This window comes from Bradyrhizobium sp., from assembly GCF_030646015.1.
GTDB lineage: Bacteria > Pseudomonadota > Alphaproteobacteria > Rhizobiales > Xanthobacteraceae > Bradyrhizobium.
The window spans coordinates 1-13,319 of the sequence record NZ_JAUSLT010000101.1 but is presented as its reverse complement, the minus strand read 5'-3'; the positions used below and the strand labels follow the sequence as shown (position 1 = coordinate 13,319).

Annotated in this window: 14 protein-coding genes and 2 pseudogenes; 5 read left to right on the top strand and 11 right to left on the bottom strand. The window is 58.7% G+C overall.

The features are described 5' to 3' along the window. Nucleotides 1–7: 7 nt before the first annotated feature. The 6 genes from cas7c to Q7T45_RS16165 form a co-directional block, all read right to left on the bottom strand. The gene (cas7c, locus tag Q7T45_RS16190) at nucleotides 8–961 is read right to left on the bottom strand and encodes a type I-C CRISPR-associated protein Cas7/Csd2 (protein ID WP_304871952.1); all 954 of its coding nucleotides are present in this window, start codon (nucleotides 959–961) and stop codon (nucleotides 8–10) included. Beyond that, nucleotides 961–2,715 (bottom strand): type I-C CRISPR-associated protein Cas8c/Csd1, encoded by a 1,755-nt coding sequence (cas8c, locus tag Q7T45_RS16185; protein ID WP_304871951.1) that lies wholly within the window; start codon nucleotides 2,713–2,715, stop codon nucleotides 961–963. The genes cas7c and cas8c overlap by 1 nt, the downstream gene beginning before the upstream one ends. Beyond that, complete coding sequence (cas5c, locus tag Q7T45_RS16180; protein ID WP_304871950.1) at nucleotides 2,712–3,377, bottom strand: type I-C CRISPR-associated protein Cas5c; 666 nt, start codon at nucleotides 3,375–3,377, stop codon at nucleotides 2,712–2,714. Before cas5c ends, cas8c begins: the two co-directional genes overlap by 4 nt. A gap of 138 nt (nucleotides 3,378–3,515) precedes the next feature. Further along, nucleotides 3,516–5,771, bottom strand: coding sequence for a CRISPR-associated helicase Cas3' (cas3, locus tag Q7T45_RS16175; RefSeq protein ID WP_304871949.1), 2,256 nt, complete (start codon nucleotides 5,769–5,771; stop codon nucleotides 3,516–3,518). Nucleotides 5,772–5,878: 107 nt separating this feature from the next. Then, nucleotides 5,879–6,016 (bottom strand): helix-turn-helix domain-containing protein, encoded by a 138-nt coding sequence (locus tag Q7T45_RS16170; protein ID WP_304871948.1) that lies wholly within the window; start codon nucleotides 6,014–6,016, stop codon nucleotides 5,879–5,881. After that, nucleotides 6,013–6,108 (bottom strand): recombinase family protein, encoded by a 96-nt coding sequence (locus Q7T45_RS16165; RefSeq protein ID WP_304872049.1) that lies wholly within the window; start codon nucleotides 6,106–6,108, stop codon nucleotides 6,013–6,015. Before Q7T45_RS16165 ends, Q7T45_RS16170 begins: the two co-directional genes overlap by 4 nt. A 508-nt stretch (nucleotides 6,109–6,616) precedes the next feature. On the opposite strand from Q7T45_RS16165, the pseudogene Q7T45_RS16160 reads away from it, so the two are divergent. The 5 genes and pseudogenes from Q7T45_RS16160 to Q7T45_RS16140 all read left to right on the top strand — a co-directional run. Continuing rightward, nucleotides 6,617–7,354: pseudogene (locus Q7T45_RS16160) on the top strand (transposase); the annotation flags it as partial. Between the two features lie 198 nt (nucleotides 7,355–7,552). After that, nucleotides 7,553–7,966 (top strand): hypothetical protein, encoded by a 414-nt coding sequence (locus Q7T45_RS16155; protein WP_304871947.1) that lies wholly within the window; start codon nucleotides 7,553–7,555, stop codon nucleotides 7,964–7,966. Then, on the top strand, nucleotides 7,963–8,232 hold the full coding sequence (locus Q7T45_RS16150) for a TIGR02391 family protein (RefSeq protein ID WP_304871946.1): 270 nt from the start codon (nucleotides 7,963–7,965) through the stop codon (nucleotides 8,230–8,232). Before Q7T45_RS16155 ends, Q7T45_RS16150 begins: the two co-directional genes overlap by 4 nt. Before the next feature lie 6 nt (nucleotides 8,233–8,238). Further along, a pseudogene (locus Q7T45_RS16145) lies at nucleotides 8,239–8,902 on the top strand (SOS response-associated peptidase). Between the two features lie 26 nt (nucleotides 8,903–8,928). Next, a complete protein-coding gene (locus tag Q7T45_RS16140; RefSeq protein WP_304871945.1) occupies nucleotides 8,929–9,270 on the top strand; it encodes a hypothetical protein in 342 nt (113 codons plus the stop codon). A gap of 20 nt (nucleotides 9,271–9,290) precedes the next feature. Here Q7T45_RS16140 and Q7T45_RS16135 read toward each other — a convergent pair whose 3' ends face one another. From Q7T45_RS16135 to Q7T45_RS16115, 5 genes are all read right to left on the bottom strand, one after another. Continuing rightward, the gene (locus Q7T45_RS16135) at nucleotides 9,291–10,043 is read right to left on the bottom strand and encodes a DUF5131 family protein (RefSeq protein WP_304872048.1); all 753 of its coding nucleotides are present in this window, start codon (nucleotides 10,041–10,043) and stop codon (nucleotides 9,291–9,293) included. Then, nucleotides 10,043–10,876 (bottom strand): three-Cys-motif partner protein TcmP, encoded by an 834-nt coding sequence (tcmP, locus tag Q7T45_RS16130; RefSeq protein ID WP_304871944.1) that lies wholly within the window; start codon nucleotides 10,874–10,876, stop codon nucleotides 10,043–10,045. The genes Q7T45_RS16135 and tcmP overlap by 1 nt, the downstream gene beginning before the upstream one ends. Nucleotides 10,877–11,061: 185 nt before the next feature. Continuing rightward, nucleotides 11,062–11,442, bottom strand: a complete 381-nt coding sequence (locus Q7T45_RS16125; protein ID WP_304871943.1) for a hypothetical protein — start codon at nucleotides 11,440–11,442, stop codon at nucleotides 11,062–11,064. 372 nt (nucleotides 11,443–11,814) lie between these two features. Then, a complete protein-coding gene (locus Q7T45_RS16120) occupies nucleotides 11,815–12,513 on the bottom strand; it encodes a Crp/Fnr family transcriptional regulator (protein WP_304871942.1) in 699 nt (232 codons plus the stop codon). 383 nt (nucleotides 12,514–12,896) lie between these two features. Next, a complete protein-coding gene (locus Q7T45_RS16115) occupies nucleotides 12,897–13,052 on the bottom strand; it encodes a hypothetical protein (protein WP_304871941.1) in 156 nt (51 codons plus the stop codon). Nucleotides 13,053–13,319: the final 267 nt, after the last annotated feature.

Genomic DNA, 13,319 nt, shown 5'->3' with positions numbered 1-13,319 from the left:
CCTCCGCTCAAAACAACTCAACCACCTCGACCGATTCCGGAAGACCCTCACGGTTCACCGTCACTTCATAGTCTGAGAACCGCCTCGCGGGTGGGTAGTTGCTGAGGCGGTCGCTGCCAGCTTCGAAAAGCTCGTCACCGATCTTACGATGCACCTGGACGCGCTCGAACAAGGCATGGGCATGGGCATTACCTAGCGCCGAGGCATGCTTGAATGCGATGCCGCGCCGTGAGGACATCTCCCCCCGCGCCGCCGAACGGTCGTGCTCGAACATCGACCCCAGACTTTCGAACAGGTGGGCGAGATCGGTCTCGCCGAACCCGGTCCGCTCAGCCAACTTGGCGTTGACGAAGATGTGGGCGCGGTAGAGGCCATAGGGCACAATGTGCTTACGGCCCATAGTGCGGTTCTCGGTCCGCTGATCTCCGTCGTCGCCTTGCTGGCGTTCAGCCTTTTCCTTCTCATTGGCCACGGCCATGCGTGTGATCGATATCTCAAGCGGCAGAATCGTCTCAATCGAACTTGCGAAAGTGACCTGCACCGGACCTCGCACCTGACCTGCATTGATACCTAGGCCCATTACCGCGCCAAAGGCGCGGACATCAAAGAAGTTGTCGCACATGAATTTGGTTAGCGCCCTGGACTCATCATCTGTCTGGGGATTCAATTTGCTGTCCTTTTTAACCTTCTCTGTATCGCCACGGACGGCTTTGTAGGCCTCGCGATGCTTCTCGTTCAGGATCGACCCCTCCTGCACATAGATGCGGTAGCCCGGCTGGTCGCCTTTCGTCAGTTCGGTGTAGTTCCGGATCTTGCGCTTGAGCGAGACGTCGCTGACCAGGCCCTTGTTGGTCTCGGGGTCTATGCGCGGCATGTTGCCGGCATCGGGATCGCCATTCGGATTGCCGTTGGTGACGTCAAACAGGAAGACGATATCGTAGCGGTTGGCGAGCGCGGTCATCAGGCGGCCTCCTCGGAAGCGGATTTATCGGTTTTCTTGAAGAACTTGTTGCGCTGGTGGTAATAGCCGAGCCCGAAAAGGGCCTGACTCTTGTCGGGGAGACTGGCCGGGAATGGATCGCGCTCCGGGGACATCGCCTCCATGATCGCGCCGACGGCTTTTTCAAAACTGATCCTGAGCCCCGGATTTTGCTTGCCAATTTTTGAAAGATGGTTGGCTGAACCGGCTTCCAGCATCCGAAACACCTTGCGAGGCATCGCTGACGCCGCGCCGTAGAATTTATCCTTGATGGTCGCATTGACATTGCGGCCGAGCGCCGCCGTCTGGATTTGCTCATAGACGGCGAATAACCGACCCAGCAGATAGCCGGGCTCCTTGCACTCCGGATCGAGCGACACCGGCACCTCCATGTTGAAATTCTTGAGGAGAATAGACTTGAGAATGGCCACCCGCAGCGCATTAACGTCATGATCCGCCCGCAGCCGCATGATAAGCGTAGCGAGCAATGTGAGCGGATACGGCGTATCCGTCAGGATCGCCCGCATCCATTCGCCGGCCAGGTTGGGTTGGATATTCTCGGATTTTCCCCGAACCGCGGTCTGGATCAGCATTCGCCACATCGAGGGGGCTTCCTCTTTCGGCGGCGGATCGATTCGCAATCGATCGAGATGGCGCAAATATCGTTCGGCGATGACGCCGAAATCATCCTCAATATAGAAGCGCACAGAGAGCCGCGCTGCATTCGGCGCCAACGCCAGAACAAAAAAGCGAACGCCTTGCGGAAGATCGGGTTTGAAATCCTCGATGGGGCGACCGGCGCGAAGCTTTGCGAGAACGCTTTCGATCTTTTTTGTCTCGACGGCTTCTGTCGCCTTCTCATCAACAAAGCCGAGAAACATGCTCTCCGCTTCCAAGGCGGCCTGCGCGTTCGAGGAATCGGCCCAGAATACGGTCGAGGCGTCGCCGATCTGGATGCGATGGCCGCTGTTGCGCTCAAGAAAGCGGTTTAGCGCGGACGTATAGGCAAACGCAGCGGCTTCCGAGACGGGCGCGTTGTCCCCTTGTTCGTGGCCATAGGAGGTGAAGGCGTCCAGATTGAACGAGACGATCGAGGCGCCGGACGATTGCGCGCGCCAGACGCCTTTAATCGCCGGATGCAGTCTCGCCACCGGCGCGCTGTCTCCAGTGATGAGGCAAGCCGTGGTATCCTTCTCATCCGCCGCGATCAACCGCGCCCAAAGCTTGCGCGCGGCAGGACGATTGTGGATCATGACGTTTGCAAGCCGCTCGCTTTCGAGCGCGAAAACAATATTCTGGTCTTTCATGTCATCGGGCCAACCGAGCCCGGCAAACTGATCTGGAGTCCATGTATCCAGGAAACGCCACAAGGCTTGCAATGCCTCGTCCGGCGACGAAACCAAACATTCGCGGTGCCGGGCGACAAATGCCTCATGCTCGCGGGATGTGCGCTTGCCCTCACCGGCGGTCACTCCAAGAACGTAAGCGCTCTTGTCCCAGAGAAAGTTGGGCTCGATACCAAAAGTTCTTTTCGTTGGTTGCGGTACGGCCACAAGCCGTGCCACTTTCTTCTTTCCTTCTGCTTCTCGTAGGTCGATCGGCGCATGCGCGACACTTCCATCCAGATTGAGCGGAATGAGAAAGCCGATCTTTTCCTGCGAATAGCCGTAAGGAGGCACTTCACCGCGCTCTGCCATCCGATCATAGGCGCGAACCAGGGAGGCCAGCGCGCTCATCGGCGAATCTCCGGCGAGTCGGGAGGTGGCACCCGCATCACACCCTTGTCGAGCCCGGCTCGGAAGAACAGCGTACCACGGTCGCCGGCATGGTCGATATCGTAAAGCATGAAGCCGAGATCGCGGGTCTCGTCGATCGCCTCGGGCAAGGATGCGCCTGGTTCGATCAGTTCGAACCGCGCCGGAAATTCGCGGGTGCCAAGGCAAGGCTGATGAAAGCACTGGCCCTTGCGGGCACGGCGATTGAATGTGTCGAGATGCTTGCCCTCATTGTCGTCGGCGCCAGCCTTTGGCGTTAGCGCAAAACGCGCGCAGATCACATAGACCACATCGGTCAGCACGGTCGAGGCGCGCTGCTGGCGGTTATCCTCGACGATGAGGGTGAGATTGCCAATGTCTCCCGTTTTCATCGCAGCGCCAATGGCGCGCGTGGAGACCTTCGCGCCGACTTCGTTGCGTCGGATCGACTGGAACCTGATCGGTTTGAGGACGTGAATTTCCTCGACGATCCACCTGATCGCGGGCTTCCAGTGAATTGCTTCCAGGATGCCCCGCGCGGCCGATGGCGTCATCACGTCATAGGAGACCCGCTCAACCTTCATCTCCGGGCGCGTGAACAGCGCCCATTTCCCCGAAACGAGGAGCCGGATTCCGTATGACATTTCCGAACCTAATAAGATTGTTAGGTTTCGCAATTCTTCGGCAGCAATCGCAATCGAGCGTTGCATAGCATTCGGAACGGATCAAGAACCGCCAATTGGATACTTTGGAGTTCTCCAAGGCTTTTCTTCAAGGAGGAATTATATAATGCCGTCAAAGCCGAGTTCGTCGGCCTTCTCCCAAATCAATCCAATCTCTCTCGAATACAGATCTGCGGTCATAAGTACGGCGAACTGGTCGCCAAACCCATCGACAAATTGTACGTGCCCGTTCTCGATCAGCTTTCCACGATCTTTCGGCGGAACTTGAACGAGATGATTTTGCAGCTTGCGGGCACCAAGGCCTGGCGGCATCCCTCCCCTGAGCGCCCGCAAGATGCCCTGCGGCTCTTCGTCGGTCGCCACGATCACTGGCTCCATGCCGGTCTCGATCAGACGGAAGCGTTCCGCGACACTGCGATAGGCGAAGTCGGTTCCGGTGGCTGCAATCCGAAATTGTTTCATGACCGCCTGCTTGTCCAGCCCTTGTTCGCTTTTCCGCCAGTAGACCTCGCTGAAATAGGCCTCGATGGCTTGCGGAGAGAACAGATCGCCGCGATGTTGGCCTAGAATGCGCAGCATGTCGCCAATCAGCCCTTTGATCTCGGCGGGCGGCCTCGCCTCAGCCGGCTTGAAGAAGGTGACGACGCTTTCTTCGACCGGCCGACGGCCTTCGCGATTACAACGGCCCGCGGCCTGGGTCAGCTGGTCGAGGCCCGCCTCGGCCCGCCAGACCCGTGGAAAGTCGACGTCGACCCCGGCTTCGACGAGCGACGTCGCGATGACGAGGCAAGGCTGCCGATGATTCAGCCGTTCGCGCACGTCGTGCAGAATGCTTCGCCGATCGAAAGCGGTCTGCCGGGTGGTCAAATGAATCAATCCGTCGAGGCCGGTCGATTTCGCCAGCTGATAAAGCTCAAGAGCATGGCGACGGCTGTTGACGATCGTCAGACCCTGATCGACGCCGGACATCTCGGCGACAAGATCGTCGTCGGTCAGGACACCGGCGATTCGCTCAGTCGTACGCCTGAGTTCGCGATGCAGCATTGCTGGATCAGGCGCAAGTTCGCGTTCTGGGCCTATCTCAAATCCTCCGGGGAATCGCGGTTCTTGCAGCGCGGGCTGGGTCGCCGTGCACAAGACGATGGTGCAGCCGTAGTTGCGTGCCAGTTCGTCAAGCGCGGCGACGCAGGGTCTCAGGACATGAAGGGGGATGGTTTGGGCTTCGTCGAGAATGATAACGGCGTTGGCAAGGTTGTGCAGCTTGCGGCAGCGCGAAGTCCGATTGGCGAACAGGCTTTCGAACAATTGCACATTGGTGGTGACGATTAGCGGTGCCTGCCAGTTCTCCGTCGCCAACCGCAGTTTGGCGTCGGATTGCTGCTCCCGAAGCAGTTCTTCTTTCCGGGCAGTCTCCGGCTCGATCGACGAATGATGTTCCAGAATGGACTCGTCGCCCAAGATTTCACGAAAGATCGAGGCCGTCTGCTCGATGATCGAAGTAAAGGGAATTGCGTAGATAATCCGCTCCAGCTTCCAGTGGCTGGCATGATCGAGCGCGAAGGCGAGCGAGGCCAATGTCTTGCCGCCGCCCGTCGGCACATTCAGGGTAAAGACCCCGCGCGGCAGCCCGGCCTTTTGCCGGACATGACTCATGATCTCGCCGCGTAACCGGTTCAGCGGCGAATCCAAGCTCGTACGACGCTTTTCTACCATATGAGCATTCAAGCTGGCGATCATCCGCTCGATCTCGTCTGCCAGCACGGGCCATGTACGGTCGATTTGGCGGCCATCCACCGCGGCGTAGAATGCTTCAGTATCGAGGAAATCGGCATCGACTAGGCAGGAGAAAATCATGCGTCCAAGAAACGCGATTTGGAATGCGCCCATGTTAGGTACTGGTTTGATTCCAGCTGGAAAAAGTCCCGACAGATCAGCCTCGATCTCGCTTTGCCATACCGGATCGAGCGCAGGGATGGACTTTTTAAGACGGTCCGCGAGCGCGCTGACTTCGCCGTCAGCGCCGGTCATATCAGGCAGACCGGCGTGATGGCCGGCGATCGCGTATGCGATCAATTCAGCGATGCCCTGATCACGACCTTTGAGGCTGAGCTTCATTATCTGCTGCGCGCCGGCGGTTGAATGATCGACACCGCCAGGACCGCGGCCGGCGATATAGGCCTGATAAGCCTGAGAATATTTGCCGAGGTCGTGCAGCCAGCCGGCCAGCGCAGCGGCCTTCGCCGCGCCGAACTTGCCGCCGAATGACCGGGCTCTCAGCGCGGTCTGCCGGAGATGGCCCTGCAATGGCTGCCAATTGGAACCGCCGGCTGTTGCCGTCGAATGCGCGTAGTGCAAAAGACCTCCCAAATACTTCACACCTTACATTTTTCAGCGCATTTCCGCTGGAAACGGGCATCCAACATTTCATGCAGGAATCGACGATTGAAGATGTTTCCAGATTGTTAGCTTAGACGACTGATTGTCGAGTGGCTCACGTTATAGGAACGGGCAATGTCAGTAAGCTCCTCTCCTGCCTCTCGGCGGGCAATGGCCTCTCGCCGCTGATAACCAGTCAGCTTCGGCTTGCGACCGAGGGTCACCCCCTAGCCTTCGCACGCTCGCGCCCCTCGCCGGTTCGCGTTCGAATCAGCTCTCGCTCGAACTCGGCCAGTCCACCTAACACGGTGAGCATCAAGCGACCGTGGGCCGTCAGCGTGAGAAATTCAAGAAGTCGCCGCCCAAAAGGCGGCTTGCGGTTTGTTTCGCTTGCACAAGCCAAGACTTTCATCTCGGAATATTTCGGGCTCCCTGTGGTAAATTGCAACCCCGGAGAGTTTCCGGACCAGATGACTCAGATGTTCGCGGGATAATGAACTTTTTCGGTTGGTGTCATGAAGCCTCTTCACGGTGGTCGCCATCCGTATATCGCCATGCCCACGGATCGTCGGTAGTCACCCTCAAAGAGATAGCCCTTATATCACCAAACTTCCGAAGATCGAGCAAATGGCTGCATGGTGACGTACAAGGGCGGTAAGGCCAGCGTTCATAAAGCCAAGGACGTCCCCGAAAATCAGTGGTCGCTGGGCGCGCTAGCGGCCAAGAGAAACAACCCGAACGTCGACGAGGCCTTCTTGCGAGTGGAGCACGGTACTTCGTCGTTTGTAGTTGCGGGAGTGTATTGTATGATGAAGGTTAGTTTTCGCCACATGTTCGAGCGAGTGGTCGAGGCGGGCATTGCGGCCGGTCTGCTTGGCGGCGAAGGCTTGCGGTCGATGCGAGCCTGATCCAGGCGGATGCCAACAAGCAACGTTCGATCGCGGGTCAGCATTGGCGCAGGGATCGTGATCCGGCGAGGTCCAGCCGCGCGGTGAAGGAGTATCTGGCGACTCTCGACGATACGGCGTGGGGCGCCGCCAGCGACGTTGTGCCAAAGTTCGTCTCGCCATCCGACCCCGCGGCCCGGTGGACCGGCGCTCACAAGGGACCGGCATTCTTCGCTTACTCCGACAACTATCTCATCGATGTGAAGTTCGGCGTCATCATTGATGTCGAAGCCTCCCTTTCCATTCGGCAGGCCGCGGTCGGCGCGGTAAAGACCATGATCGAGCGAACAGAGGGAGCGCTTCGGCCTTAAGCCGGAGCGGCTTGTTGGAGATACCGTTTACGGGGCAGCTCCGATGCTGAACTGGCTGGTCGAGGAGAAAGGCATCGCGCTACATATTCCCGTGTTCGACACCGAGGGCTTCGAGCAGTCGCGCCGTGAGCGCAAGAAGATCGAGATGCGGTTCGCACACCTGAAGCGCATCTGAAACTCGGTCGGCTTCGACTTCGTGGTCCACGAGGCGCCTAGCTAGGAGTTTGTTCTGGCCGCCATTGCTCAGAACCTAGGGCGGCTCGCAACGCTGGTCGCGCGACCGCCACCCGCTCGGACTATGTGAAGGCGCTTGCGGCGGGACCAGCGATGTAGCGCGGTACGGGCCGAAGTCAACGGCTTCCATGAGGCTATGGGGTTTGCTCGGATAGGGCTTGTTCGGAGCCGCCGGGCGGTGCTGGTCGCTCCGGTTGTGCCCGACGCGGTATCCACCGCAATCGGTAGCGGCTTGTCCTTCGGTCGTCGCCGGAGGCATCCTCTCGCTATGGGCACCAAATCACGAGAGACCATCTACGGCTCATCGGTCCGGGCTGCGGCAGAGCGGGCGAAGGAAGCGCGCAGGGAAGCCGACCGGGTCGCCGTCGAGGCGTGGAACAAGCGCATGCTCGGCTTTCAGGGTCCGGCGCAGCCATCGCCGACGCTGGGCGACGCTCTCAATGCCGGGTACCGCTACCTCGAAGTCCGGTGCCTCGGCTGCGACACTCATCAGACCGTCGCCCTCGACATCGTGCGGCGACCGAAAGCGACGCCAGTTCACGAACTTGAACGCTACATGCGCTGCAAGGACTGCTCAGAGGTCCAGCGATATCCGTTTAAGCGCAGCCATCTGGTCGCGCTGCGCGTCGGTAAGATCACGGCGAGTGATCCGCCGTCTACGTGGTGGCCGGGGGAACGATGACATCATTGCCGGAGTTGATGCCTGACGTTGATTTTCTTCTTGCAATGGAAGCGGAAGAACTCGCTGCGACGTTGCTGCCGATCTTGGCAAAGGGCGAGCGTCAGGCTCGTTCTGATTTCTTCGCAGGTGCCATCGGCTCCTACAAAAATTCGCACTCTCATCGCGATGTCGATCTCGACAACCCGGACGAAGCTCATGAGCTGGTGATGCTGGCCAACCACCTGCTCCGAATTGTCGATCAACGCCGGTCGCCCGGACCGAAGTAGACCGGCATGTGCAACCACTACAGCATCACGACGAACCAAGAAGCGATCTCGCGGTTGTTCCGCGTCGTCAATCGCTATGAGGGCAACCTCGCGCCGATGCCGGGCGTCTTCCCCGACTATCCGGCTCCGGTGATCCGCAACAATGAGACCGGGCGCGAACTGGCCATGATGCGCTGGGGCATGCCGCCACCGCCGCGCACGGGCGGGCCGCCGGTCACCAACGTCCGCAACACATCGTCGCCGCACTGGCGCGGCTGGCTCAAGCCGGAGAACCGCTGCCTTGTCCCGGCCAACAGCTTTGCAGAGTACGCGTCGGAGCTGAACCCGGAGACCAAAAAGAAGGATGTGGCCTGGTTCGCGCTCAGTGAGGACCGCCCGCTATTCGCCTTCGCGGGCATCTGGGCGACGTTCAACGGTGATCGCGGCACGAAGTCGAAGCCGGTGCCGGGACCGCATCAGGTGTTACGGCTTCCTGACGACGGCACCGAATGCCATCGTCGAGCCGATCCATCCGAAGGCTATGCCGGTGATCCTGACTACCGATGAGGAGCGTGACGTGTGGATGCGCGCGCCGTGGGATGAAGCGAAGGCGCTGCAACGCCCGCTGCCGGATGATGAGCTCAGGGTCGTCATGCGTGGCGCGGACAAGGAAGACAAGGCAGCGGCTTAATTTCTTGGGTTCACGGGAAAGGAACGATGACGATGAGATGGTGCATTGCCTTAGTATTATTGTCGTTTGGCGCAACATCACCGCACGCAGCCGAACCTTGGCCCGCGACCGTTTGCAAGGTACTGGCCGATTGGGAAAGCCAAAAAACTGAAGAGTGGAAAGAGCTTCCGTTGCTGCAAGCCATTTCTAGAGATGCGCTTCTCTCGATGCAGCGAGCGCATTGTGGCGTCGATAACTGGGAAAAGCAGCGCGCAGGCTTGGGGCTGGTCGCCAACAGGTTAGAACAGCTAATTAAGAATCCGCAGCGTTCGACGAACTGCACCATCATCCAACTTGGGAACGGGTTATCGACGATGAGCTGCCCGTAACTGACAACGGGCCTCAGGGATCAGGACATCGCGACGCCGCGCGGCATTTCATCAAACGTGCGTCCGCGATAGTGCCGCCCGGTGTCCTTCTTCCGAACACCGCCCCATTGTTTGAAGAAAAACGCCGTCGTCGCCTTGCGGCATGCCGCCTCAATCTCCGCGACCCACTCCTCAGCCATTGGGCGCGAACGCGGGCCGCTCTCACCGCCGATGATGGCCCAATGTATCCCGGTCAGATTGGCGCGAGCCACGGACCCGATCAAGGGCTCGAACGAGACGAACCTGACGGCAGCATCGGCCTTGCGCAGATCGTCAATGCGCCCAAGATAGTCCTCGCTCTCGACGCTGGTGCCGAGCCACACGTTCGGCAGCACCGGCAGTGAAGCGGTGACATCCGCCATCCGGTCAGGTCGCTTCGTCAGAATTTGATAGGTGTGCTGCGGCGTTGCCTGCATCGCGCGCCAGACGTCGGCAACGAACTCGGCTGGCACAGCTTCGTGAAACAGGTCCGACATCGAGTTAACGAAAATCCGGCGCGGCTTCTTCCAGCCTGCCGGGATGCCGAGCGCGTCGTGGTCAAGCCTGACCCTGCCAGTCCAGACCGCGCGCTTGCCGCTCTTGCGGGTGAGCCCACGATATTTCTTCATACCCATCGCATCGAGCCGCGCCGCCATCCGCATCGCGTAGCAGTTCGTGCAGCCGGGCGAGATGACCGTGCAGCCTGCGACCGGGTTCCATGTCGCGTCGGTCCATTCGATTGAAGTGTCAGCCATCACAAATCCATCGCTGTTTGCTTCATGGGGTCGCGGATCGCTTCCCACAGTTTTCGCCCAAGGCCGTGCGCACTGACAAACACAAGCCAGTAGAGCCGCTGCCCCTTGGAGCCGACGATAAGCTCCACGCCTTTTGCTGGCATCGTGCCGAGCTTCCGAATCTCGGTCATCCAGTATTTCATCAGGGCCGCCCTGAAGGAATTTATTGCTTGGTTCCGGTCAACGTGAGCACTCCATCCGGGCGCAAACGTATCGAAGACCCCACCCGGCCTGCTGTAGTCGTCGAGGTTACGCTGCAGGTCCTGCACGCTGACGTGGATGAGCATATCGACCTTCAGTTTCGAGAGCTTCCTGATAATGTCGAACGACAGTCCTTCGAGGTTGTACGGGTCCAAAAAGGCAAAATGCAGCCCGCTCGGATTCAGCGCCGAGACGATCTTGTCGACGGCCACATCGGCTGGATCACTGTAGCAGGTGGGAACGCCGCCTAGCGCGCGGATGCGCATTTCTACTGCAGACGAATTTGATGCATCAACATCGTTGAGGTGCATTTCCGTGAATGGAACGCTGGCTTGCGCGGCCTTGAAGGCAACGAGCGGACTTCCATCAATGATGCGCTTGGTGTTCCTGATCAGGGAGCGACCGGGACCGGAGAAAAGTTCAATGTAGGCCGCTCCCGCGTGCCATGCGGGCGGCGGCACGTACTTCCTTCGCGTGTCACTCGCAATCTCAATATACCGCTGCACGCGGGCATGCTTTTCAGATGCCCACGTGCCAACCTCGCTGACGATCATGCCGTCGCCGGGATCGAATATCGTTGGCTTCTTGACCATTGGAGTAGTCCCCCGAAAAGGACATACCACACCGCCGTAGGTTGAGGGGTTAACGCGAGCCCGCTATCCTCTGGCCATGGTCCAGCAGCGGCGGCGTCCCTCCGGCTTCATCTAACCTTACCAGCCGTCGAAAGTGGCGGCCACCGTCCGGCCCATTGTGGGTCCACAAGATCAAGCACGACGGTTTATTCGGCCCGCACCGTCAGCAGCTTCTGTATTGCCTCGTCCGGTAATCCCAGAGCCTTCGAACACTCAATCAGAGCCAAGTCCAGTTCCTCGTCTGTCATCCGCGAAAATTCTCCGGGATCGCCAACCTCGTGGCGATGGACCAGCATTCCCTTGATTTTGGCGGCCAACGTCAGGCACTTTACCGCGGTTGGCCCGTCGGGCTTGGTGCTCTCCCCTGTGGGCACGCCGTTGTTCTTGATCGGACGCCCCTGAAGTGAGACGTCCGTCAGATATTTCAGCCGCTTGAGAATCCAAGCCTCGTCGAGGCCAGCCTCGTTAGCAGCGATCTCGCGGGTCTTGCGTTCGTCGTGGTAGCGATCCGCCGTGATTTCGTTCACGCGCGCTGCGACTGCGGGACTTGTACAGAGCCTGTGAGCGTTTGCTGGTTGATAAACATACCCACCCGCCTTGTAAGCATCTGCCTGACTCTTTCCCGCAGCTAGGGCTTGGGCGACGATTTCATGACCGGGTTTGCGAAGTGCTGGCATTGGGCGCTCGTGATTGGCTGTTTGTCCTAAGTTATCACGAAATTATCGGTTGAACTCGATAGCGAAGACATCGGGCCGCCCTCGCTCGGGACGTCCGTTATCCCCCTGGAAGCGGACTCAACCCGGACATGGCTTGACGGCAGCTTTGTGCCAATTTCTGCCGTAAGTAGGTGCAGCAAACAGAAGCCCTATTCGATCACCTCGTCGGCGCGCTGGCTCCCATTATTGGGGAGCATGTTCCCGGAGCGTCTCATAGCACTCACATGACAACGCTTTAAGCTTTTCAAGGTCCAGTATCTTGATGACGCCTCGGGAATAGCTGATGGCTCCATCCGCTTGAATTTTGCTCGCCACCTCCGTCACCGACGTGCGCCGAACACCGAGCATCTCTGAAAGGAACTCCTGTGTCAGTTGGATCGTATCGCTCTCGGCCCGGTCGCGGGTTTGCAGGAGCCACCGGCAGAACCGCGCCTCAATTTGATGAAGTGCATTGCAGGCGGCGGCGATACGGGCTTGATCAAGTAGCACCTCGTTATAGCGGATGCATATATCGGCAATCGTCTTGCTCGCCTCAGCGGCTTTTCTCAACTGAGGCGCTGCGATCCGGCTGGAAAAACTCGGCAGTTGTGCAATGGCTCGCACCCCAGAGATATGCAAGCCAAGCCCAGCCATCGCGCCGACAACGCCTTCGCGCCCAACCGTAGCTGTCTCAATCGCCTTGCCATTGTGCATGATCACGACGAGGGAAACCATTCCAGTTTGCGGGAAGTACACCTCGTCTACTTCGTCCCCTGCCTCGAATAGCACCGTGCCTTGGGCAAGTTGCACCGATATGAGATGTTTGGCGAGAAGCTCGAAATCCTTGCGCGGCAGTGCGTCCAGCAGCTTATTGCTGGCAGGCCCCGGATCAATTGCATGCACCGAATTATTCCTGCCCGGTCGGTCTGAGCCCTATCCTGCGGGGGTTGACGTGGCGTCCGAGAACCGCCGCCGCCGCGTCGCCAACTTTTGCAAAATGTCGATCACATTGTCGGTCCGAAATCCGACATTAGAGTTCAGCTACGCATACTTAGTCGGTTGCCCGGGAGCTTTCGCCTCCAAGCAATTTCCCAGTCGACTTATTGATAAAATGAATGCGCGTGCAGGCTGGACAGGTAACAGACTCATATGCTTGGGCCTGCTCAGTTGAGGCGGCATCAAGTACAAACGTCAGTGGGACGTTCATCCCAGTCCGATGACATCGATAATGACCTGCCATTCTTAACGCTATTAGCTTGGGTTACGGCAAGCAATGCTGATTTATATCAATTCGCGCTAGGGTTTGCTGATCCCCGTGCGGCAATTTTGGCCGCTTCTTGCTTGATAAGGTCCCGCAACGTCTGGCGCTGCTTTTCGTCGGCAGCCTCAGCCAAACGCTTTCGAAACAGCTTCAGGTTTTCATCATGGATGTAGTCTCCCATGACTTGCACTCCGGTGATGTCGTCAACTTGCACCAAACAGCGCGGTGATGGTGTGCAAAATGGGTCTAGAAGAGTGTTTTGTCGATCCGATCTCCTACTTATGCGCGGGCGACTATTTGTCGCTGATGGGTCATGTGTGGACGGCTCCGGGTTGGCAAGAGGTTTTTTCACGTTTTGCAGGATTGGTCGGTGCAGCCATGTGTTCGGCCTTTGAATGCGGTTCACATGACCGCTGGCCATAATGCCCTCCGCGGATCAGGTCCCGAT

Coding starts and splice junctions, on each gene's coding strand:
- cas5c (WP_304871950.1), bottom strand. CDS start 3,377: ATGTCATACGGAATCCGGCTCCTCGTTTCGGGGAAATGGGCGCTGTTC.
- cas8c (WP_304871951.1), bottom strand. CDS start 2,715: ATGAGCGCGCTGGCCTCCCTGGTTCGCGCCTATGATCGGATGGCAGAG.
- Q7T45_RS16140 (WP_304871945.1), top strand. CDS start 8,929: ATGACGATGAGATGGTGCATTGCCTTAGTATTATTGTCGTTTGGCGCA.
- Q7T45_RS16115 (WP_304871941.1), bottom strand. CDS start 13,052: ATGGGAGACTACATCCATGATGAAAACCTGAAGCTGTTTCGAAAGCGT.
- Q7T45_RS16165 (WP_304872049.1), bottom strand. CDS start 6,108: ATGCTCACCGTGTTAGGTGGACTGGCCGAGTTCGAGCGAGAGCTGATT.
- Q7T45_RS16155 (WP_304871947.1), top strand. CDS start 7,553: ATGGGCACCAAATCACGAGAGACCATCTACGGCTCATCGGTCCGGGCT.
- Q7T45_RS16150 (WP_304871946.1), top strand. CDS start 7,963: ATGACATCATTGCCGGAGTTGATGCCTGACGTTGATTTTCTTCTTGCA.
- cas7c (WP_304871952.1), bottom strand. CDS start 961: ATGACCGCGCTCGCCAACCGCTACGATATCGTCTTCCTGTTTGACGTC.
- Q7T45_RS16135 (WP_304872048.1), bottom strand. CDS start 10,043: ATGGCTGACACTTCAATCGAATGGACCGACGCGACATGGAACCCGGTC.
- tcmP (WP_304871944.1), bottom strand. CDS start 10,876: ATGGTCAAGAAGCCAACGATATTCGATCCCGGCGACGGCATGATCGTC.